This window comes from Acidovorax sp. SUPP2825 (genome assembly GCF_030158995.1).
GTDB lineage: Bacteria > Pseudomonadota > Gammaproteobacteria > Burkholderiales > Burkholderiaceae_C > Paracidovorax.
Genome location: NZ_BQXK01000013.1, coordinates 37,318 through 58,391, shown reverse-complemented (window position 1 = coordinate 58,391; position 21,074 = coordinate 37,318). Strand labels below are relative to the sequence as shown.

General features: G+C 68.7%; 11 protein-coding genes and 1 other RNA gene. 7 read left to right on the top strand and 5 right to left on the bottom strand.

Annotated features, from left to right (window positions below; all coding sequences use genetic code 11):
* Positions 1–116 precede the first annotated feature (116 nt).
* Both sbcD and AVAK2825_RS16755 read left to right on the top strand, forming a co-directional pair.
* Complete coding sequence (gene sbcD / locus AVAK2825_RS16760; protein ID WP_284400978.1) at positions 117–1,337, top strand: exonuclease subunit SbcD; 1,221 nt, start codon at positions 117–119, stop codon at positions 1,335–1,337.
* A complete protein-coding gene (locus AVAK2825_RS16755) occupies positions 1,334–4,795 on the top strand; it encodes an AAA family ATPase (RefSeq protein WP_284400975.1) in 3,462 nt (1,153 codons plus the stop codon). The genes sbcD and AVAK2825_RS16755 overlap by 4 nt, the downstream gene beginning before the upstream one ends.
* Here the strand turns inward: AVAK2825_RS16755 and AVAK2825_RS16750 are convergent.
* Positions 4,759–5,973, bottom strand: coding sequence for a citrate synthase family protein (locus tag AVAK2825_RS16750; RefSeq protein ID WP_284400971.1), 1,215 nt, complete (start codon positions 5,971–5,973; stop codon positions 4,759–4,761). The two genes, AVAK2825_RS16755 and AVAK2825_RS16750, sit on opposite strands and share 37 nt — an antisense overlap.
* A 100-nt stretch (positions 5,974–6,073) precedes the next feature.
* Here AVAK2825_RS16750 and AVAK2825_RS16745 point away from each other — a divergent pair, with 100 nt between their 5' ends.
* A complete protein-coding gene (locus AVAK2825_RS16745) occupies positions 6,074–7,483 on the top strand; it encodes a CoA transferase (RefSeq protein WP_502870556.1) in 1,410 nt (469 codons plus the stop codon).
* Positions 7,484–7,590: 107 nt separating this feature from the next.
* Here the strand turns inward: AVAK2825_RS16745 and rho are convergent, their stop codons facing one another.
* A complete protein-coding gene (gene rho / locus AVAK2825_RS16740) occupies positions 7,591–8,853 on the bottom strand; it encodes a transcription termination factor Rho (protein ID WP_272547856.1) in 1,263 nt (420 codons plus the stop codon).
* 264 nt (positions 8,854–9,117) lie between these two features.
* The gene (gene trxA, locus AVAK2825_RS16735) at positions 9,118–9,450 is read right to left on the bottom strand and encodes a thioredoxin TrxA (RefSeq protein WP_284400967.1); all 333 of its coding nucleotides are present in this window, start codon (positions 9,448–9,450) and stop codon (positions 9,118–9,120) included.
* Positions 9,451–9,559: 109 nt separating this feature from the next.
* Between trxA and AVAK2825_RS16730 the strand changes: the two genes are divergently transcribed.
* The 3 genes from AVAK2825_RS16730 (at position 9,560) to AVAK2825_RS16720 (ending at position 17,048) form a co-directional block, all read left to right on the top strand.
* Positions 9,560–12,127: a PD-(D/E)XK nuclease family protein gene (locus tag AVAK2825_RS16730; RefSeq protein WP_284400963.1), complete on the top strand. Its 2,568-nt coding sequence runs from the start codon at positions 9,560–9,562 to the stop codon at positions 12,125–12,127.
* Positions 12,128–12,137: 10 nt separating this feature from the next.
* Complete coding sequence (locus AVAK2825_RS16725; protein ID WP_284400961.1) at positions 12,138–15,611, top strand: UvrD-helicase domain-containing protein; 3,474 nt, start codon at positions 12,138–12,140, stop codon at positions 15,609–15,611.
* 69 nt (positions 15,612–15,680) lie between these two features.
* Positions 15,681–17,048 carry a TIGR03862 family flavoprotein gene (locus AVAK2825_RS16720; protein WP_284400959.1) on the top strand — a complete coding sequence of 456 codons (1,368 nt, stop codon included), beginning with the start codon at positions 15,681–15,683 and terminating at the stop codon, positions 17,046–17,048.
* Here the strand turns inward: AVAK2825_RS16720 and AVAK2825_RS16715 are convergent, their stop codons facing one another.
* Together AVAK2825_RS16715 and ffs are read right to left on the bottom strand one after the other, a co-directional pair.
* Positions 17,049–18,266 carry a GGDEF domain-containing protein gene (locus AVAK2825_RS16715; protein WP_284400957.1) on the bottom strand — a complete coding sequence of 406 codons (1,218 nt, stop codon included), beginning with the start codon at positions 18,264–18,266 and terminating at the stop codon, positions 17,049–17,051.
* 459 nt (positions 18,267–18,725) lie between these two features.
* Positions 18,726–18,822, bottom strand: an RNA gene (gene ffs / locus AVAK2825_RS16710) — signal recognition particle sRNA small type.
* 164 nt (positions 18,823–18,986) lie between these two features.
* Between ffs and dnaX the strand changes: the two genes are divergently transcribed.
* The gene (gene dnaX, locus AVAK2825_RS16705; RefSeq protein WP_284400955.1) at positions 18,987–21,005 is read left to right on the top strand and encodes a DNA polymerase III subunit gamma/tau; all 2,019 of its coding nucleotides are present in this window, start codon (positions 18,987–18,989) and stop codon (positions 21,003–21,005) included.
* Positions 21,006–21,074: the final 69 nt, after the last annotated feature.

The window sequence follows — 21,074 nt, the reverse complement described above, 5'->3', positions numbered from 1 at the left end:
GGTAGCCACGCCGCACCCATTGCGTCGCACTTTCCGCGGAAATTAGCCTTCGATTATTGCATAGGCCCGCCAAAGTGAGACCATTGCCATTCCAGAACTTCTCCAAAAGCCACGAATTGCGCCTCCTGCATACCTCCGACTGGCATCTGGGCCAACACTTCATGGGCCAGACACGACAAGCCGAGCATCTGGCTTTCATCGACTGGCTGGCGCAGCAGGTTCGCGCACAAGCAGTGGACGCCGTGATCGTGGCAGGCGACGTCTTCGATACCGGCGCCCCCCCAAGCTATGCGCGCGAACTGTACAACCGCTGCGTGCTGGCGTTGCGCGATGCCGGGGCGCAATTCGTCGTGCTGGGCGGCAACCATGACTCCGTTTCCGTGCTCGGCGAAAGCCGCAGCTTGCTCGCGCATCTCAATACCCGGGTGGTGCCAGGCATGGCGGAGCGGCCCGAAGACCAGGTGCTGGTGCTTCATACCCGCGCTGGCGTGCCGGGAGCGGTGCTGTGCGCCGTGCCGTTCTTGCGCCCGCGGGACCTGCTGCTGAGCCAGCCCGGGCAAAGCGCGGCCGACAAACAGTTGGCGTTGCAGGCATCCATCCGTGCCCATTACCAGGCCTTGCATGCCCTGGCCGTCGAGCGCAGCGCCGCACTGGGCGGCTTGCCCATCGTGGCGACGGGGCACCTCACCACCGTTGGCGCCAGCGCCAGCGAATCGGTGCGCGAAATCTATGTGGGCACACTGGAAGCCTTTCCCACCAACGCGTTTCCACCAGCCGACTACATCGCGCTGGGCCACATCCACCAGCCACAAAAGGTCGGAGGGCTGGAGCATGTGCGCTACAGCGGATCGCCGATACCGCTGAGCTTCGACGAGGCACGCCAGCGCAAGGAGGTGCTGCTGGTCGATTTCGATCTGGCGGGCCTGAAGTCCGTGACGCCGCTGCCGGTCCCCTGCTTTCAGCCGCTGGCCAGCGTGCGCGGCCGCCTGGCGGAACTGCCGGCGGCATTTGCCGAAGCCGCCAGCCGCGCAAGCGATTCGTTGCCGGTGTGGGTCGAGGTGGAAGTGGCCCATGACGACTACCTTGCCGATCTGCAGGTGCGCGTGGCCCAGATGGCGGAAGGCCTTCCGATCCAGATCCTGCGTGTGCGCAGGGCCCGCAATGTGCTTTCCACCGTGCTGGATGCCGCTGCGGGAGAAACCCTCGATGAACTGGGCCCCGCAGAAGTCTTTGCCCGCCGGCTGGCGGCCCAATCGCTCGAACCGGCACTGGAGGAGCGGCTTTCGGCGCTGTATCGGACCGTCCTGGCCGACCTGCAGGAAAGGCCCGCGCCATGAGAATCCTGAGCCTGCGCCTCAAGAACCTGAATTCGCTCAAAGGCGAATGGCGCATCGACTTCACCACGGCACCCTTTGCCGGCAACGGCCTGTTCGCCATCACGGGCCCCACCGGGGCGGGCAAGACCACCATCCTCGATGCGATCTGCCTGGCGCTCTACCACCAGACGCCGCGCATCGCTGGCGTGTCGCAAGGGGGCAACGAGGTCATGACTCGGCACACCGCGGAATGCCTGGCGGAAGTGGAGTTCGAAGTTCGCGGCGCCCGCTACCGGTCGTTTTGGAGCCAGCGCAGGGCACACGGCAAGCCCGACGGGGCCTTGCAGCAGGTGCAGGTGGAATTGGTGGCCCATGTCCGCGGCGAAGGCGGAGGCGAAATCTTGACCACCAGGGTGCAGGACAAGCTGCGCCAGACGGAAGTGCTCACCGGGCTCAATTTCGAGCGTTTCACACGGTCCATGCTGCTCGCGCAGGGCGGCTTTGCGGCCTTCCTCGAAGCCAGCGCTGGCAAGCGTGCGGAGTTGCTGGAGGAGTTGACGGGGACCGATATCTACGGGCAGATTTCGCAGCGGGTGTTCGAGAGTGCCCGCGACGCGCGCACGGTGCTGGAGCAAATGCGGGCCCGTGCCGGTGGCGTGGAGTTGCTGGACGAGGCCACGCGCGCCACGCTGGTGGACGAAGCTGGCCGCCTTGCCTTGCATGCGCGGGCACTGCAGGCGCAGCGACAGGCCGCCGCCCGCGAGCGCCAGTGGCTGGCGGACAAGGACCGCGCCCAGATGCGGCGTGACGAGGCGGTGCGGCATCGGGAGCAGGCCCAGGCCGAATGGGATGCCGGTGCCGAAGACAGCCTGCGCCTTGCCGCCAGCGAGCCCGCTGCGCGGCTGCAGCCGGTCCATGCCGCATGGCAGGCCGCGCGGCACGATGCGTTGGCCGTGGTTCGGCAACGGGATGACGCGCAGGCGCGGCATGGTCAGGCGGTGGATCGCTGCGCCCGAGCGCTTCGCCAGGTGCAACGCGAAAGCCAGCGCCTGGCCCGGTTGCGCGAAAACGAATGGCAGGATGTCGTGCAGGCCCGCGAGACGCTGTCCCAAGAACTTGCAGCGGTGCCCCAGCACGCCCAATTGGGGGAATGGTTGAGCGGATGGCGCGAGCAATTCGGCGCCCGTGCGCACCGGTTGCAGGCGATGGCCGAAACCCGGGCGCGCCAGGAAAAACAAGGCAGTGAGTGTCAGGCGCTGGAGGCACAACGCGCCGGGTATGAGCAGGCCTGCCAACATGCCGCTGCGGCCTTGAACCAGGCGCAACAGGCGGCCGTGGCAGTGCGCCAGGCCCATGAGCGCCTGACGTTGGGGCGTGAAGAATCCGCATGGCGCGATGCCCCATTGCAACTGCTGGAGCGCAGCCATGCCTGGGAGCGCCTGGGCCAGAGCCTGAGCGCATGGCAGCAAGCCCGATCGCGGCAAGCGCAATGGCTGGCGGCCCAGACGGAGCGGCAGCGGCAGGAGGCGGACGAGGCGCAGGCCGTGCAGTCGCTGCGCGATCGCTATGCCAGCCTGCACCGGCAAGTGCAGGACCAGGAAAAGCTCCTGGCGCAAGAGCAACGCATTCAGGCCCTGGAGGCGCATCGCAGCCATTTGCAGCCGGGCGAGGCCTGTCCGCTGTGCGGATCGACCACCCATCCCGCTATCGAAGCCTACGAGGCGCTGGACGTTTCCGCGACCCAATCCGCACTGGAGATGCTGTGCGCGCAGCGCGACGAGGTGACCGAGCAAGGGCAGGCGCGGCGCTCCCGCCTGGCCGCGCTGCAGGCGCAGAGCGATCAGGTGGCGCAGCAGATCGCCGAGGGAGAGCAGGCCTTGGCACAGTGGCTGGCGCAGTGGCAGGCGTGCTGCGCGGCCAGCGACTGGCCGGTGGATGTCGTGGACGCCCAGGTCATCGCCGACGCCCAGGCCCGGCACGCGGCAGCGCTGGAAGCCGCACAACAGCAATGGGTGGAGATCGCCCAGGCACGAACGCGGCTCGATGAGACGCTGTCCGCATTGCAACAGGCCGAACAGGCCGAGCGCGCGGCCCTGCAGCAGCGGGCCCTGTCGGACAAGGATCTGCAGGCTGCCCGAGAGCGGGCGGATGAGTTGGCGCGGCACCTCCAACAGCAGCAGAGCCAGCACGCCGAGGCCGAAGCGGCGCTGGCGGACCAATTGCGAACGTTGGGCTACACGCTGCCCAGCGATGGGGCGGACTGGCTGCAGCAGCGTGCGCAAGAACATCGCGCGTGGCAATCGGCGCAGGCGCGCCTTCAGGCATTGGCGGCCAGTGAATCGGCATTGAAACAGGTGGCCGACATGGCGGGGGATGCCGCCCAGCGTTGGGCGGCCGTGGGAGCGCCTGGCACGCGGGCCGAAGTCGATGCCCTGCTGCGGGAAGATCCCGAATCCGGGTCCGAAGACTTGGTACAGGCGGTCGAACAAGCCGAAGCGCTCTGGCGTGCGGCAGAGAACGAGCTGGCCACGCTGCAAGGCATGCTGGAGTCCTTGCAGCGCCGGCATGCCGAGGTGCAGGAGGCCCAGGTCCGGGCCGAGCAGGATTGGGTGCAGGCGCTGTCGCTCAGCCCCTTCGCCGATGAAACCGCTTTTCGCGCGGCAGGCATGGGCGAGCCAGAGCGCGAAGCGCTGCGCGCACAGCTGGCGCAGCGGCAGCAGGCGCTGGCCGAGGCGAACGCCCTGCAGGCAGCCGCTGAAGCAGCCTTGGCGGAGTTGCAATCCCTGCCGCTCACCGAACGGAGTTCAGAGGATCTGGCCGCGCTGATGGCACAGTGGGAGGCCGAGCTCACCTTGGCGCAGCAGCAGCAGGGCGCCATCGCGAGCCGGCTGCAAGACGATGCGCAGCGCCGCGATGGCTTGCAAGCGCTGTTGGCGCAGATCCAGGCCCAGGAGGCCGACCACGATCTGTGGCAGCACCTCAATGGCCTGATCGGCTCTGCAGACGGCGCCAAATACCGGAAGTTCGCGCAGGGCCTCACGCTGGACCACCTGGTGCATCTGGCGAATCGTCAACTGGGGCGGCTGCACGGGCGCTACCGGCTGGGCCGCCGCTCTGCGGGCGAACTGGAGCTGGAGGTGATCGACACCTGGCAGGCCGATGTGGCCCGCGACACCCGCACCCTGTCGGGTGGCGAGAGCTTTCTGGTGAGCCTGGCCTTGGCGCTGGCGCTTTCCGACCTGGTGAGCCACAAGGCCAGCATCGACTCGCTTTTTCTCGACGAGGGATTCGGCACGCTGGATGGCGAAACACTGGAGACCGCCCTGGACGCGCTCGACACCCTCAACGCCAGCGGAAAGACCATCGGCATCATCAGCCACGTGGAGGCCCTCAAGGAACGCATCCCCGTGCAGATTCGCGTGCACAAGGGCGTGGGCCTGGGCTACAGCGCGTTGGAGCGGCGATTCTCCGTGGGCTGAGCGGGCCGCGGTCCGTTGTACGCAGCGCGCGGCCGGATGAGCTGTCCGCTGTCGCGCTGCTCCAGCGCATGGGCCACCCAGCCGATGGATCGCCCCAGTGCGAACAGGCCGAAGGCCGCTCCTTCCGGAAGCGCCAGATGGCGTCGAAGGGCGACCAGCGCAAAATCGATCGAAGGCCGTTGGCCGGTCAAGGCCTGGGCCTCCGCGATCCAGCGCTGCAAGCGTTCGTTGTGCGGCAGCAGAGGGCGCAGCAGGCATTCGGCGCGCACATCCCCTTGCGGATAGAGGTGGTGGCCGAAGCCTGGCAGGTCTTCTCCCCGTGCCAGGCGCTGGCGCAGGCGTTGCTCCGGCGCGGCGTTGTCCAACTCGTCCCAGAGGGCTTCCACGCGTGCGGTGGTGCCGCCGTGCTTGCCGCCCGTGAGCGCGGCCAGACCGCCGATCACCGCGGCCCGCAAGCTCGCGCCGGTGGAGGCCACACACCGGGCGGTGAAGCTGGACGCGTTGAGTTCGTGGTCGGCGCAAAGCACGAGCGCCTGGCGTACGAGGTCCGCCCCGTGGTGGTCCAGCCCCCATGCCGCGGCGCATTGTCGATGGATGGGGGCCGTTAGGGGTGCCGTGCCCAGCAGGCACGCAGCCAGCAGCCGCACCAGCGCACCGCATCCTTGCGCCAGCCGCTCTGGCGACGTCTGCCACACAGCGGTGCTGGCGTCCTCGCTGCCCGCGGTAAAGAGCGGCAGCAGCGTTTCTTCGGGCCGGAGCCCGGCCAGGCAGGGCTGCAATGCCGCCATGGCCCGGGGCAACGCAGGCGTGTCGGAGCCGAAAGCCGATTCGGTGGGGCAGCGCCACAGTCGGCCTGCGAGATCTTCCACAGTACAGGCGGCGGCCAGCGAGATGGTGTTTTCTCCACGGTAGTAAAGCTGCCCATCCTCGATCAATGTGATGGAGGACTCCAGCACCGGCAGGCCCCAGTCCAGCGCCGCCTTGACCACCTCCTTCGGCTTGCGGCCCCGCGTGCGCTGGCCTGCGAGCCGTTCCACGTCCTGCTGCAAGTATCGGCTTTCGCGGATGCTGTCGCCCGCGTGGGCTGGCAGCAGGCCCCGGCTCACATAGGCGTAGAGCGTCTGTCGGGAAACACCAAGGCGGGCGGCAGCGTCAGGGGCTGACAGATAGACGGGCATCACGGCTCCCGGATAGAAATAGGTTGATGTTGAAAATATAAATCAATATTGACAATTTAATGGGTTGATCTAGGCTGATGCATCGTTTTTGAGGCCTGCCATGTCCACCCATTCCTGCGCTCCTTTGCCCCCTTCTGCGTCACTCACCCATTTCGCGCGCACGCTGTGGAAGGGCTTGGGCGGCACAACGGATCCGATGGATGCGCTGTCTTTCACGGGCGCTGGGCAATTGCCATCGGTCTTTCCCGTGACCGACCTGGCCAGTGCCTCGATGGCGGTGGCCGGTCTCGCATTGGTGGAGGTCGCCGCACCTTCCCGCGCACCGGTGCCGCAGGTTCGGGTGGACCGGCGGCTGGCGTCCTTCTGGTTCGGTGGGTCGTTGCGTCCGATCGGCTGGGCCTTGGCACCGCTGTGGGATACCGTCGCAGGCGACTACCAAGCTGCGGATGGATGGATCCGCTTGCACACCAATGCGCCGCATCACCGGGCCGCGGCGCTGGCGGTGCTCGGCGGGGTGACGGACCGGGAGTCGGCGGCCCAGGCGGTCGCTGGCTGGCGTGCAAGCGATCTGGAGTCCGCCATCGTGGAGCAGGGCGGGTGTGCCGCAGCCATGCGAAGCCTGGACGAATGGTCGTCTCATCCTCAGGGAGAGGCTGTCCAGGCGGAACCGTTGCTCCACATGGCCTTTGGTGCGGAAGGACCTGCGCGCGCCTGGGTGGGAACGGCGCAGCGCCCCCTGCATGGCGTGCGTGTTCTGGACCTCACCCGCATCCTGGCGGGGTCGGTGGCGACGCGTTTCCTCGCCGGCTTTGGCGCCGAGGTCCTGCGCATCGACCCGCCGGGCTGGGAAGAGCCAGGCACTGTGCCCGAGGTGGTTCTGGGCAAGCGCTGCGCGCGCCTGGACCTTCGGCAAGCCGCCGACCACGCGGTGTTCGAGCATTTGCTGCGCCAGGCCGACGTGTTGGTACACGGGTTGCGGCCGGAAGCCCTGGAGCGGCTGGGGCTGGGCGTTTCATGGCGGCGCGCGGTCCATCCCGGATTGATCGACGTCTCGCTCGACGCCTATGGGTGGAGCGGTCCGTGGCGCGGACGCCGGGGCTTCGACAGCCTCATTCAGATGAGCACCGGCATTGCCGAGGCAGGCATGCGCCGGACCGGGCGGCAGGTGCCGGTGCCACTGCCCGTGCAGGCCATCGACCATGCTACCGGCTACCTGATGGCGGCCGCGGCCCTGAAGGCGCTGGCGCATCGCCGGCAGACCGGCCGGGGCTGCGAGGTGCGAGCATCGCTGGCGCGAACCGCCCACTGGCTGGCACAGGCGCCGTCGTCGCTGGACCAGGAGCCGCTGTTGCCCGAGGCCTTGCATGACCAGTCTCCGGAGATCGAAGCCACCGCCTGGGGGCCGGCCAGGCGCTTGCTGGCGCCGCTGTCCATCGAAGGCATGCCGATGCGCTGGGAGCTGCCTGCACCTGCGCTGGGATCGTCCGCCGCCGCGTGGTCCGGTACTTGAGCGGGGAGGTTGCGGCCTTCAGCAAAAAGCCCCGCAGACCGGATGGCCTGCGGGGCTTTTGGATGTACACGGGAGCGGCGCAAGCCACCCCATGCGAACGGCAAAAATCAGCCGCCGCGGCGCATCATGTCGAAGAAGTCCACATTGGTCTTCGTCGCCTTCATGTTCTTGATCATGAGTTCCATCGACTCGATCTCGTCCATGTTGTACATGAACTGGCGCAGGATGCGGGTCTTTTGCAGGATCTCGGGCGGCAGCAGCAGTTCTTCGCGGCGGGTGCCGCTCTTGTTGAGCTCGATGGCCGGGAACACGCGCTTTTCGTACAGGCGGCGGTTCAGGTGGATTTCGCTGTTGCCCGTGCCCTTGAATTCTTCGAAGATCACTTCGTCCATGCGGCTGCCGGTATCGACCAGCGCCGTGGCGATGATGGTCAGCGAACCGCCTTCTTCCACCTTGCGCGCCGCGCCGAAGAAGCGCTTGGGGCGCTGCAGCGCAGCGGCATCCACGCCGCCCGACAGCACCTTGCCGGAGGAGGGCACGACGTTGTTGTAGGCACGGGCCAGGCGCGTGATGGAGTCCAGCAGGATCACCACGTCCTTTTTCAATTCGACCAGGCGCTTGGCCCGCTCTATCACCATCTCGGCCACGTGCACGTGGCGTGCGGCAGGCTCGTCGAAGGTGGAGGCGATGATTTCGCCCTTCACGGTGCGCTGCATTTCGGTCACTTCCTCGGGGCGCTCGTCAACGAGCAGGACCATGAGGTGAACGTCGGGGTTGTTGGCGGTGATGGCGTGCGCGATGTGCTGCATCATCATCGTCTTGCCGCTCTTGGGCGGTGCGACGATCAGTGCGCGCTGGCCGCGGCCGATAGGGGCGATGATGTCGATGATGCGGCCGGTGATGTTCTCTTCGCCCTTCATGTCCCGCTCGAGCTTCATTTGCTCCTTGGGGAACAGCGGCGTCAGGTTCTCGAACATGACCTTGTGCTTGTTCTGCTCCGGCGGGCCGCCGTTGACCGCATCGAGCTTGGTCAGCGCAAAGTAGCGCTCCCCATCCTTGGGGGTGCGCACTTCGCCTTCGATCATGTCGCCGGTGTGCAGGTTGAAGCGCCGGACCTGGCTGGGCGAGATGTAGATGTCGTCGGTGCTGGCGGTGTAGCTCGTGTCGGGGCTACGCAGGAAGCCGAAGCCATCCGGCAGGATTTCCAGCACACCGTCGGCAAAGACCTGCTCACCGGCCTTTGCGCGCTTCTTGATGATCGCGAACATCAGCTCTTGCTTGCGCATGCGCCCGGTGTTCTCGATCTCCAGCTCTTCGGCCTGCTTGAGCACTTCGGACACGTGCAGTGCCTTGAGTTCGTTTAAATGCATGGGGTGACTCCTGAACGGAGCGGATTTGAATCAGGGGGGAGGCCGGGAGCCGGGCTGCCGCTGTTTGCGGACCTCGGATGGCCTGGGGATCTGGAACCGGCCGCTAGTGCATGCGGACGCGATGATCTGCGGCGATTATGACAGGAAAAAAAACCGGTTTGCCAAGGCACGTGCAGCAAGATCGCTGCCATCGAACAATGCGTGCACGCGGGATGGCGCGCTGCGGACGAGGCCGCCGCCCACGCCAGCCCCGACCGTCACCAATCAGGCCAGTTGCTGGTCGATGAACGCGGTGAGCTGCGTCTTGCTCATCGCGCCGACCTTGGTGGCGGCCAACTGGCCGTCCTTGAACAGCATGAGGGTCGGGATGCCGCGGATGCCGAACTTGGCAGGCACTTCGCGGTTCTCGTCCACATTCATCTTGGCGACGGTCAGCTTGTCTTTGTAGGTGCTGGCGACTTCGTCCAGGATGGGCGCGATCATTTTGCAGGGACCGCACCATTCGGCCCAGTAATCCACCAGCACCGTGGTGCCCGGTTGCAGTACATCGGTTTCAAAACTGGCGTCGGAAAGGTGTTTGATGAGTTCGCTTGCCATGGCACATTCCTTTGTGGAGCAAGTTGAGGTGGGCGGGTACGGATAAAGTCAGGGGATTGTGACAGAAAGATATTTCCCGCCCCACGGTGTGGCCGCGGCCTCCACCGCTATGACAGTCATAGCGAAAAACGATGCGCCCGGCAGCGTTTGGGGCCCGGTGCTGGACCGGGTGCAGGCCCACATCCGGCGCACCGGCGCGCACCCCGCGGCCACCGTGGTGCTGGTGCCGTACGCCCAGCTCATGGCCGAGGCGCAGCGCGAATGGGCGCGCCGCGTGCCCGATGGCTTCGCGCCGCGTTTCGAGACAACCCGGAACTGGGCCTCCCGCATCGCCCCGTTCGTGCCGGAAGGCGACGACCTCTCGCACGACATGGGGCGCGACACCCTCACGGCGCGCGCGTTGCTCGACCGGGTCGGCCTGACGGAGCAGCGCGACGTGCTGGCCGCGTCGCTGCTGGAGGCGGCGGCCCAATTGGCCAGCGTCGTCTGCGCCGTGCCGCCGTCCGAGCGCGACGCTTGGGCGGTGGGCGCGCGCGAATCGATGCCCCCCGCAGGTGACGGCGCGGCACTGCGCTACGAGGCGGCGGTGGCGCGCATCGCTCTCGAATGGGTGCTGGCGTCCCGCCACGCAACGGACGTGCTGTTCGATCCGGGCACGCAATCGGCCGTGGATGCGCTGGTCGTGCTCGGTGGCTTCCAGGCCGATCCGCTGGCCAAGACGCTCTGCACGCGGTGGGGCGACCGCGCACTGTCCCTGCCGCTCGGTGAGCCACCTGAAACGGCGTTGCCCGCGCTCGGCGAGGTGTTCCTGCACGAGGCCACCGATGCCGAGGATGAAGCCCAACGCGCGGCGGCGTGTGTGCTGCACCGCCTGGCGCAGGGCCACGCGCCGCTGGCCCTGGCCGCGATCGACCGGGCGTTGACGCGCCGCATCAGCGCGCTGCTGCAGGGCCGCGGGGTGGCCGTGCACGACGAGAACGGCTGGACCTTGTCCACCACGCGCGCGGCGTCCCATGCCATGGTGGCGCTGCGGGCCTGTGCCTGGAACGCCTCCGCCGACGCGGTGCTGGACTGGCTCAAACACGTGCCGGCCGCCAGCCCGCAGGCGGTGGGCGCGGCCGAGAAGTGGCTGCGCAGGGCCGGCACCGGCCACTGGACGGCCATCGAGGAACGCAGCGATGCCATGCCGCCTGCAGCGGCTGCAGTGCAAGCGCTCATCGCGCAGGTACAGGCCTGGCGCACGCCCTGGCAGGCCGCGAGGCCGGTGGCGGCATGGCTGGACGCACTGCGCGAGCTGCTGCAGGCAACGGGGCAATGGGAGGCGCTGCAGGCCGACGCCGCGGGGGAGCGCGTGCTGGCGGAGCTGCGGCTGCAGGACGGGTTGCCCTCTGATCTGGAGGGGCTGGCGAGCGCAGGGCGGCCCATGGCGCTGGCCGAGTTCACCCGCTGGGTGAACGAGGTGCTCGAAGCCGCACGCTACCGGCCCGGCCACGACGGCAGCGCCTCGGTGTTCGTCGTGCCGCTGCCGCAGATCCTGGCGCGCCGGTTCGCCACGCTGGTGGTGCCCGGCTGCGACGAAAAGCGCCTGCCGCCCGCTCCGGAGCCCCCCGGCACCTGGACCCGGGCGCAGCGCGAGGGCCTGGGCCTGCCCACCCGCGAGGCGCTGGAGGCCGCCCAGCGCGCGGCCTGGCGCAATGCCTTGTGCACCGCCCACGTGGATGTGCTGTGGCGCAGCGGCGATGACGGGGGAGAGCCGTTGCTGGCCAGTCCGCTGGTGCTGGCCCTGCAGCTGGCCGGCCAGGCCCGCGCCGGCACCGATCCGCGAAGCGTGCGCGAAGTGCCGCTCGCACCCGTGCCCCGGCCGATGCCGACGGGCGAGGCCCTGCCCGTGCTGCAGTTGTCCTCCACCGCCTATTCCGATCTGCGCCACTGCCCCTATCGTTTCTTCGCGCTGCGCCAGTTGGGCCTGCAGGAATCCGACGAGCTGGGCGCCGAAGTGGGCAAGCGGGATTTCGGCAACTGGCTGCATGCCGTGCTCCAGCACTTCCACGAGGCGCTGCAGGCGGCGCCCACCGAAGCGCTGCCGGCGCGCCGCGCGCTCATGGATGCCGCGGCCGAGGCCGTCACCCGGGCGCAGCGGCTGGCGTCGGGCGAGTTCCTGCCGTTCGCCTCCGGCTGGCCGGCCCTGCGCGACGGCTACCTTCGCTGGCTGCAGGACCACGAGGGGCAGGGCGCAGCCTTCCGGCAGGCCGAGGTGCGCTCGACGCAGTCGCTCGGTCCGCTCCAACTGGTGGGCCTGCTCGACCGCATCGATGCCGTCCGCTCCGGCGTTCCGGGCGAAGCACCGACCTTGCTGGTGATCGACTACAAGACCGAGAACGAAGCCGTCACCCGCAAGCGCCTGGCTGCCGGCACCGAGGACACACAGCTGGCGTTCTATGCCGCGTTGCTGCACGACGACCACCTGCGCGCGGCCTACGTGAACGTGGGCGAGCGCGGCGACACACGGACCTTCGAGCAGCCCGACATCGTGGCCCTGCGCGACCAGCTGGTGGAGGGCATCCTGCACGACTTCGAACGCATCGCTGCCGGTGCCGCCATGCCGGCGCTGGGCGAGGGGGCCGTGTGCGACTACTGCGCCGCGCGCGGCCTGTGCCGCAAGGATTTCTGGGCATGAAGAACGCACCATGACGCTGGCCGCCTACGAACACAACGGCCGCCCGGTCACGCGCGAGGCGTTCTATTCGATTGCCTGCGATCCGGACCGCAGCGTGGCGGTGGAAGCCTGCGCGGGCGCGGGCAAGACCTGGATGCTCGTCTCCCGCATGCTGCGTGCCTTGCTGGACGGCTGCGCGCCGCACGAAATCCTGGCCATCACGTTCACGCGCAAGGCCGCGGGCGAGATGCGCCAGCGGCTGCAGGAATGGCTGGAAGAATTTGCCGAGGCCAAGCCCGAGCGCCTGGCCCGGGAACTGGTCGCCCGCGGCATCCCGCCCGATAGCGCGCTGGAAAAGCGCGCGCTGCTGCAGACGTTGTACCGCTCGATGCTCGAATCCGGGCGGCCGGTGCAGATCCGCACCTTCCACAGCTGGTTCGCCGCGCTGCTGGGCACCGCGCCGCTGGCGGTGCTGCACGCGCGCGGGCTACCCGGCAACTACGAGCTGCTGGAGGACGACGCCGAGGCCGTGCGCCAGGTCTGGCCGCCGTTCCTGCAGCAGGTGGCCGACGATGCGGCGCTGCATGCCGACTACCTTGCGGCGGTGGCCTCGCATGGGCGGTCGCAGACGCACAAGGCCCTGGGCGCAGCGCTGTCCAAGCGCATCGAGTTCGAGCTGGCGGACGCGGCCGGCGTGATCGACGCCTCGGTCCCGCCGTTCCATGCGCAATTCCCCGACCTGCAGGGGCTGGACAGCCCGGCCCACGCGCTGGAGGGCGATGCGGCGCGCGCCCGCTGGCTGGCCCGCGCGAGCGCCCTGGGCACCGAATCCAACAAGACGCCGCAAAAGGCGGCCGACGCGGTGATCGATGCCTTCGCATGCGAGGACCCGCACAAACGCCTGGAGCGTTTGCGCCGCGCCTTCTTCGTGGCCAAGGAAGACCGGCTCAGCAAGAACCTGGAGAAGTTTGCCGTGGCGCAGGAGGCCGAGGCCGAGCTGCAGCGCCTGTGCCTGGCGCGCCGCCAGCACGAGGCTTGGGGCCACCACCACCGCATGGCCCGGCTCACGCGCGCCCTGGTGGCTGCATTCGCTGCGCTCAAGCGCGATCGCGGCTGGGTGGACATGAATGATGTCGAACGCACGGCGCTGGTCATGCTGTCCGACCCGGTGCTGAGCGGATGGGTGCAGGAGCGGCTGGATACGCGGGTGCGGCATCTGCTTGTGGACGAGTTCCAGGACACCAACCCGCTGCAGTGGCAGGCGCTGCACGCCTGGTTGTCTGGCTATGTGGGCGCGGGCGGTGGGCGTGCGCCCAGCGTGTTCATCGTGGGCGATCCCAAGCAGAGCATCTACCGCTTTCGGCGTGCCGAGCCGCAGGTGTTCCTGGCCGCGCAGGCCTTCGTGCGCCAAGGCCTGGGCGGAGACCTGCTGAGCTGCGACCACACGCGCCGCAATGCCACGGGCGTGATCGACGCGGTCAATCACGTGATGCAGGCCGCGCAGGGCCAGGGGGAATACGCTGGCTTTCGCGACCACACCACCGAGTCCACCGACCCGGGAATGCGGCTGCGGCTGCCCGCCATCACCGCGCCCGACGATGGCGCGGGCCCTGCCTTGGACCCCATGGCGTGGCGCGACAGCCTCACGCAGCCGCGGCACGAGGCCGAGGAAACCCTGCGCATGCGCGAATGCACGCAGGCCGCCCGCTGGGTGGCCGGGCGCATCGCCGACGGCGTGCCGCCGCGCGAGGTGATGGTGCTCGCCCGCAAGCGCGACCGGCTGGCCGCCATGCAGGACGCGCTGCGCGACCTGCACCTGCCCTGTGTGCAGCCTGAAAAAGCCGAGCTGGCCGAGGCGCCCGAAGTGCAGGACGTGGTGGCGCTGCTGGATGCGCTGGTCTCGCCGGGCCACGACCTGTCGCTGGCCCGCGCGCTGCGCTCGCCGCTGTTCGGGGTGGGCGACGACACGCTCGTGCGGCTGGCGCTGTGGCGCCGCCAGCCGGAGAACCTCGAATGCAGTTGGCTCGATTTGCTATTAAAAAGTGAGCATGATGCCCTAGAATTTATTGTGCTGGGAGCCGATTTGGCTCTGTACAAGGGTTGGTTCGACGCATTGCCGCCCCACGACGCGCTGCAGGCCTTCTACACCCACCGCGACGTGCTGGCCCGCTATGCTGCCGCCGCGCCCGCCACCCAGCGCGCCAGCGTGCTCGCCAATCTGCGCGCGTTGCTGTCGGCCGCGCTGCAGATCGACGGCGGGCGCTACCTCACACCCTACGCCTTCGTCCGGGCGATGAAGCGCGCCGGCCAGCGCGCGCCGGGCCGGGTGGACGCGCAGGCGGTGCGCCTGCTCACCGTGCACGGCGCCAAGGGCCTGGAAGCGCACAGCGTGCTGCTGCTGGACACCGACACCCGCCCGCAAAAGGCCGAGACCATGGGCGTGCTGGTGGACTGGCCGGGCGAAGAGCCGCTGCCGCGCCGCTTCGTGTTCCTCGCCAGCGAAAGCACGCCGCCGCCCAGCGCGGTGGACATGCTGGCCGCCGAACAGGCCGAGCGACAGCGCGAAGAACTCAACACCCTGTACGTGGCCATGACGCGGGCCAAGCACTGCCTGGCGGTCTCGTCGGTGCAACCCTCGTCCTCGGCGCCCGGCAGTTGGTGGAACCGGCTGGCGCCCCTGCTGCAGGATGAGGACGAGAACGTCTTGGCTGAACCTGCCGGCGAAGCCTTGCCGCAAAACGATGGGCGGGCGCAGGACCATGCCGTGCTGGCCGAACTGCCGGCCTGGTCGCCGCCGCCGAAGCCGGAGCCCGATGGTCCGGCCGTGCCGGCGGTGGCCGTGTCCACCCCGGCATCGCGCCAGGGCGAGGCCATGCACCAGTTGCTGGAGCAGGCCGCCATGGCAAGCGCTGGCGGGCCGGTCCCGTCCGGGGGCGGATGGCCCGCCACGCGGCTGGCACGGCTGGCGGCAGACTTCGACCTGGCGCCGGAGTCCGCCACCCTGGCCGCCGGCATGGCCCAGCGCATCCTGGGCGGCCAGGGCGCCTGGGCATGGCAGGCCGACGCGGTCGATCGGGCGGTGAACGAGGCCACCATCGTCCACGCCGGGCAGACCTTGCGCATCGACCGACTGGTGCGGCGCGTCGATTCCGGCGGCGAGCCGGTGTGGTGGGTGCTCGACTACAAAAGCGCGGCGGACCCCGAGCGCCGCCCCCATCTGATGGCCCAATTGGCGCGCTACCGCGAAGCCGTTCAGGCCCAGATGCCGGGCCACGCGGTGCGCGCGGCGTTCCTCACCGGCGACGGGCGGATGGTGGAGGTGGGCAGCGAGACTGCGCCACCGCCACCGCCACCGCCACCGCCACCGCCACCGCCACCGCCGGCTCCGGCTCCGGCTCCGGCTCCGGCTCCGGCTCCGGCTCCGGCTCCGGCTCCGGCTCCGGCTCCGGCTCCGGCTCCGGCTCCGGCTCCGGTGCAGGTGCAGGTGCAGGGCGCCCTGTTTTGATGGCGCGGCGCGCTGCAGGCTCCCGGCCTGCGGCGCCGCGCCCCGATGTTTCAAAAGCAAAGGTTGAAGATGACTGTTTCCGAATCGATCGCCCCCGTGCTGGCCTGTGATGTCGCCGTGATCGGCGGCGGCCCCGCCGGCCTGATGGCGGCCGAAGTGCTGGCCCGTGGCGGCCTGGCCGTGCATTTGTTCGACGCCATGCCTTCCGTGGGGCGCAAGTTTCTGCTGGCGGGCAAGGGGGGGCTCAACCTCACGCACTCCGAGGCGTTCGAGCCGTTCGCGGCCCGCTTCAGCGATCGCCGTGCCGCCATCGAGCCCCTGCTGCAGGCCTTCGGCGCCGATGCGGTGCGCGCTTGGGCGCAGGGCTTGGGGGTGGAGACCTTCGTCGGCACCTCGGGCCGGGTGTTCCCCTCCGACATGAAGGCCGCGCCGCTGCTGCGCGCCTGGCTGCACCGCTTGCGCGGGCAGGGGGTGGTGTTCCACATGCGCCACCGCTGGCTGGGCTGGAGCGACGAGGGCGCCGCGCAGGACGGCGATGCGGCCGCCATGACACTGGGTTTCACCAGCCCTGCGGGCCTGGTGCCGGTGCAGGCCCGGGCCGTGGTGCTGTCGCTGGGGGGTGGCAGCTGGGCCCGGCTGGGCTCCGACGGCGCGTGGGTGCCGCTGCTGGCCGAAAAGGGCGTGCCCGTGGCCCCGCTGCGCCCGGCCAACTGCGGCTTCGACACGGTGCGTGCCGGTGGCGCCCAGGCAGGCGAGACGCGGCGGGAATTCCTGCGCGAGCTGATGGGGCGGGCACCCGATCCGGCCGGCTGGACGCCGCATTTCACCGAGCGCTTTGCCGGACAGCCCTTCAAATCGGTCGCGCTGCATTTCTCCGACCACCAGGGGCGCACGTTCAGCCGCCGGGGCGAGTTCGTGGCCACGGCCACCGGCGTGGAGGGCAGCCTGATCTACGCGGTCTCCAGCCTGCTGCGCGACGAGATCGAGGCGCATGGCCATGCCACGTTCACCCTGGATCTGCTGCCCGACCACACGCCCGAGCGCGTGCTCAAGGAAGTGCGCCATCCGCGCGGTGCCCGCAGCCTCAGTAGCCACCTCAAGAGCCGCCTGGGGCTGGACGGCATCAAGATGGGCATCCTGTACGAGCAACTGGGCAAGGAGGGCATGAACGACGCCACCGCCCTGGCCCAGGCCATCAAGGCGCTGCCCATCACCGTGGGCGCGGCCCGTCCGCTGGACGAAGCCATCAGCACCGCGGGCGGGGTGCCGTTCGAGGCGATGGATGGCCGCCTCATGCTGACGGCCCTGCCCGGTGTTTTCTGCGCGGGAGAAATGCTGGACTGGGAGGCCCCCACGGGCGGCTACCTGATGACGGCCTGCATGGCCAGCGGCATGGCGGCTGCCGAAGGGGCGAAGGCCTGGCTGCAGCGCGCCTGATCAGGCGCTTTGAGGCTGGGGCTGGGGCGGTGCCGTCGCTGCCGGGGGCGCCTCGCCGTCGGGGCCGAAGTGCATGCAGAAACGATTCTTGCCTTCGCGCTTGGCCCGGTAAAGGCCCAGGTCCGCGCGCCGGATCAGTTCGGAGGTGGTGCAGTCCGCCTCCCCGCGGGTCAGGCCGGCGCTGATGGACAGCCGGCGGCCCTGGAAGGCAGGGTGGTCCACGGGCACCGCGTACAGCGTGTTCACGGTGTTGACCAGCGCCTGGGCGAGTTCACAGGCCTCGGGCAACGTGGCGGCCTCCACCACCACGCCGAACTCCTCGCCGCCCAGGCGGCCGCACAGGTGCCGGCCGGCCTGCCGCTTCAATGCCGACGCCACGTCCTTCAGCACCACGTCGCCCTGGTCGTGCCCGAACTGGTCGTTGATCGACTTGAAGTCATCGATGTCGATCATCATGAAATACAGGCCTTCGATGTACCCGGCGTCCTGCAGCGACTGCATGTGCTTGAGCAGGCTGCGGCGGTTGGCCAGGCCGGTCAGCGCATCCTGGTAGGCCAGGGTTTCCAGTTCCAGTTGCTGCCGATGGCTGTCTTCCCGCAGGCGAAAGAGGGCCATGTTCAGCAGCATCCCGCACAGCGACGACAGGGTGACGATCAGCATGCTCCAGACGGGGTCGTGCGCGGAACGCATCTGCTGGAAATCGCCGTGCCCGAACGCGAGCCAGATGACGGCCACGGATGCCAGGTACTGCCATTTCGAAATGAACATGAAGGCGATCAGCAGCGTGAAGGCCACCCCCAGGGCCAGGCAGAAGTAGACCCCGACCGGGCTCGGCACCGACAGCAGCCAGAACCCGTGGGCCAGCAAGCCACAGGCCGGCAAGGCGGCCAGCACGACCCTGCCAGGGGTGCTTGCGAACATCGATGTGATGATGCAGCAGTAGAAGGCGATCGCCAGCAGGGCGAACAGGATGTTGTCGTAGTGGTAGGTGGGCGCGGCCGTCCACCACGCCGCCAGCCAGCCCAGGGAGCCGAACGCAAGGAGGGAGCCGTTGACGCGCCGCATCTTTTCGAACGTGAACTGGTCCAGCGGCTTGGCGTTGGACTTTTCCTCGATCACAGACGGGCTGGCACTGGCGACACGCGCCGGCTCGGCCGCCGGTGGCGCATCAGCCGTGTCGCACAGGTAGGCGGTTCCTTGCGCTTGACCTTCTGCCATATCGGCTCCTCAAAAGAAACAAATGGTAACTTGAAAATGCTAAATGTGAATATTTTGGAAAGTCGCCTGGGGTCTTAAGCCTTGAACGGCCGGCTTGGCATGACAGTCGGCGGGGGCAGGTCTGGCTTTCTTGGGCATACGCCAATAGACAAAAGCAGCCACTGCACAGGACAGGCTTGGCAAGAAGGCATGGAACATGCCCCATCCACGCATGCCGATGCCGTTGCCTGTTTCCGTGAGTTGGGTTGGAACATGCGCGTTGCAGGGAACGCACAGGATGCGCAGGGCTCAGGCTGCGAGCGGTGAGTGCCCAGGCGGCGCTTGCCGGTCACTGGATTGGCCGAGCCGGATGTCGCGAGAGTTTTGGAAAGGGAAAAAAGCCGCGGCGTGGACCGCTTTGAGGGGACATGCCCTGCGCCAAGGGCCGTGAAAGGCTTGGCAGGGATGGCTGGAAAGATAGTTGACGAGCCTTACCCCCGGCACTGACTCTACAGTTAGGGCTGCTTGGTTCCCCACCTGACCCGGTTGGCTGCTTCACCATGCGGGGAGGCCCGTCACCGCCGATTGTAGGCGATAAAGCAGGCCGTTCCGGCCGGGCCGACCCTGCACGCCGTGCAGGTGTTGGCCACGGTGGCCTGACAGCGGGGCGCACCGGTGCGCGGTGTGGAATCGGTACCCCGGCGATCCGGGAGGGCGCGCCCAGCCACATAGAATCCCCCCATGTCTTACCTCGTGCTCGCCCGCAAATACCGTCCCAAGACCTTCTCGGAGATGGTGGGCCAGGAGCATGTGGTGCAGGCGCTGTCCAATGCGCTCACGCAGCAGCGGCTGCACCATGCCTATCTTTTCACCGGCACGCGCGGCGTGGGCAAGACCACGGTGTCGCGGATCCTGGCCAAGTCGCTCAATTGCCAGGGGCCGGACGGGCAGGGCGGCATCACGGCCACCCCTTGCGGCGTGTGCCAGGCCTGCACCGACATCGACAGCGGCCGCTTCGTGGACTACACCGAGCTCGATGCCGCCTCCAACCGCGGCGTGGACGAAGTGCAGGGCCTGCTGGAGCAGGCGGTCTACAAGCCGGTGCAGGGGCGCTTCAAGGTCTTCATGATCGACGAAGTGCACATGCTCACCAACACGGCGTTCAACGCCATGCTGAAGACGCTGGAAGAGCCGCCCGAATACCTCAAGTTCGTGCTGGCCACGACCGATCCGCAGAAGGTGCCGGTCACGGTGCTCTCGCGCTGCCTGCAGTTCAACCTGCGCCCGATGGCGCCCGAGACGGTGCTCGAGCACCTGGGACGCGTTCTGGCGCAGGAGAACGTGCCGGCCGAACCCCAGGCGCTTCGCCTGCTGTCGCGTGCGGCGCGGGGCTCGATGCGCGATGCGCTTTCGCTCACCGACCAGGCCATCGCGTTCGGCAGCGGCCAGTTGCAGGAAGCGGGCGTGCGCCAGATGCTGGGCAGTGTGGACCGGTCGTACGTGTTCCGCCTGATCGAGGCCCTGGCCCAGGGCGATGGCCGCACGGTGGTGGAAACCTCCGATGCCCTGCGCTTGAACGGCTTGTCTGCCGCCTCCACGCTGGAGGAGATGAGCGCGGTGCTCCAGCGCATGGCCGTCATGCAGGCCGTGCCGAACATGGCCCAGGCGCTGGATGCCAACGACCCCGAGGCCGTGGAAATCGCCCGCCTGGCCGCACAGATGCCCGCAGACGAAACCCAGCTGCTCTACAGCATTTGCCTGCACGGCCGTGCCGAACTGGGGCTGGCCCCGGACGAATACGCAGCGCTGACCATGGCGTTGCTGCGGTTGCTGGCCTTCAAGCCGGCGGATGGCTCGGCCGCCCCGGCCCCTTCGGCTGAAAAAAAAACTCTGACGCCGGTTGAGCCGGCACCCGCGCAGCCCGCGACCCGGGGGGCAACCGCCACCGATGCGATGCCATTGCAGCGGCCGGCGGCCGAATCGGCGCGCGATGCGGGTGCGCCTGCAGCGCCGGTGCCGGCGCAGGCCGCCAGCGCCGTTGTTGCCGAGACGGAACCATCCGTTGCAGCCACGCCGGTGCCCGCGCCCGATTCCGCGCCTCCGTGGGAAGACGCTGCGGCGCCGGTGCAGCCCTCTCCCGGCGAGCCGGGGCCGGCAGCGGCCCCTGTGCGGCTGCCGGTCCATTCGGCCGAGGATTTCCGCCGCGCGGCGGCCCCACCTGCGCCTGTGCCAGCGCCTGCGCAACGACCGGTGGCGTCGGCGCCGTCGTCGCCCGAATACATGGCGATCCCCGTGCGCACGTCGCCCGAACCGGGCGCGCGCCTGCAGCCGCTCGCGCCGACGGGCTCCCTTCCTGCATCCGCCCGCTACACGGCCACGGAAGAGGGCGATGTCTGGCACGCCACCGTGCAGCAACTGGTGGCTGCCGAGGCCATTGCGGCGCTGGTGCGGGAGTTGGCCCTGCAGTCCCAGTTGGTGGCGCGTGACGCCGGACACTGGCTGCTGCGCGTGGAGCGCGAATCGCTCAACCAGCCGGTGGCGCGCGAGCGCCTGCGGGCGGCGTTGGAGGCCGCGGGCCATGCGACCCAGATCAGCGTCGAACTGGGCGTGGTCATCGACAGCCCGGCGCGGCGCAATGCGGCCGCGGCGGCAGAGCGCCAGCGCGTGGCCGAGGAGATCGTGCACAACGACCCGTACGTGCAGACGCTGGTGCGGGACTTCGGCGCCAAGATCGTGCCGGGCAGCATCAAGCCGGCGTGACGGAAGTCGTTGCCATCTGTCCCACGGTTCATTCGCTCATTCATTCAAGCCTCCCCTTCATTCCCATCA

What these genes read in the sequence shown, in the direction of transcription:
- AVAK2825_RS16755 (WP_284400975.1), top strand. Translation starts at nt 1,334, where the DNA reads ATGAGAATCCTGAGCCTGCGCCTCAAGAACCTGAATTCGCTCAAAGGC.
- AVAK2825_RS16750 (WP_284400971.1), bottom strand. Translation starts at nt 5,973, where the DNA reads ATGCCCGTCTATCTGTCAGCCCCTGACGCTGCCGCCCGCCTTGGTGTT.
- AVAK2825_RS16745 (WP_502870556.1), top strand. Translation starts at nt 6,074, where the DNA reads ATGTCCACCCATTCCTGCGCTCCTTTGCCCCCTTCTGCGTCACTCACC.
- rho (WP_272547856.1), bottom strand. Translation starts at nt 8,853, where the DNA reads ATGCATTTAAACGAACTCAAGGCACTGCACGTGTCCGAAGTGCTCAAG.
- trxA (WP_284400967.1), bottom strand. Translation starts at nt 9,450, where the DNA reads ATGGCAAGCGAACTCATCAAACACCTTTCCGACGCCAGTTTTGAAACC.
- AVAK2825_RS16730 (WP_284400963.1), top strand. Translation starts at nt 9,560, where the DNA reads ATGACAGTCATAGCGAAAAACGATGCGCCCGGCAGCGTTTGGGGCCCG.
- AVAK2825_RS16725 (WP_284400961.1), top strand. Translation starts at nt 12,138, where the DNA reads ATGACGCTGGCCGCCTACGAACACAACGGCCGCCCGGTCACGCGCGAG.
- AVAK2825_RS16720 (WP_284400959.1), top strand. Translation starts at nt 15,681, where the DNA reads ATGACTGTTTCCGAATCGATCGCCCCCGTGCTGGCCTGTGATGTCGCC.
- AVAK2825_RS16715 (WP_284400957.1), bottom strand. Translation starts at nt 18,266, where the DNA reads ATGGCAGAAGGTCAAGCGCAAGGAACCGCCTACCTGTGCGACACGGCT.
- dnaX (WP_284400955.1), top strand. Translation starts at nt 18,987, where the DNA reads ATGTCTTACCTCGTGCTCGCCCGCAAATACCGTCCCAAGACCTTCTCG.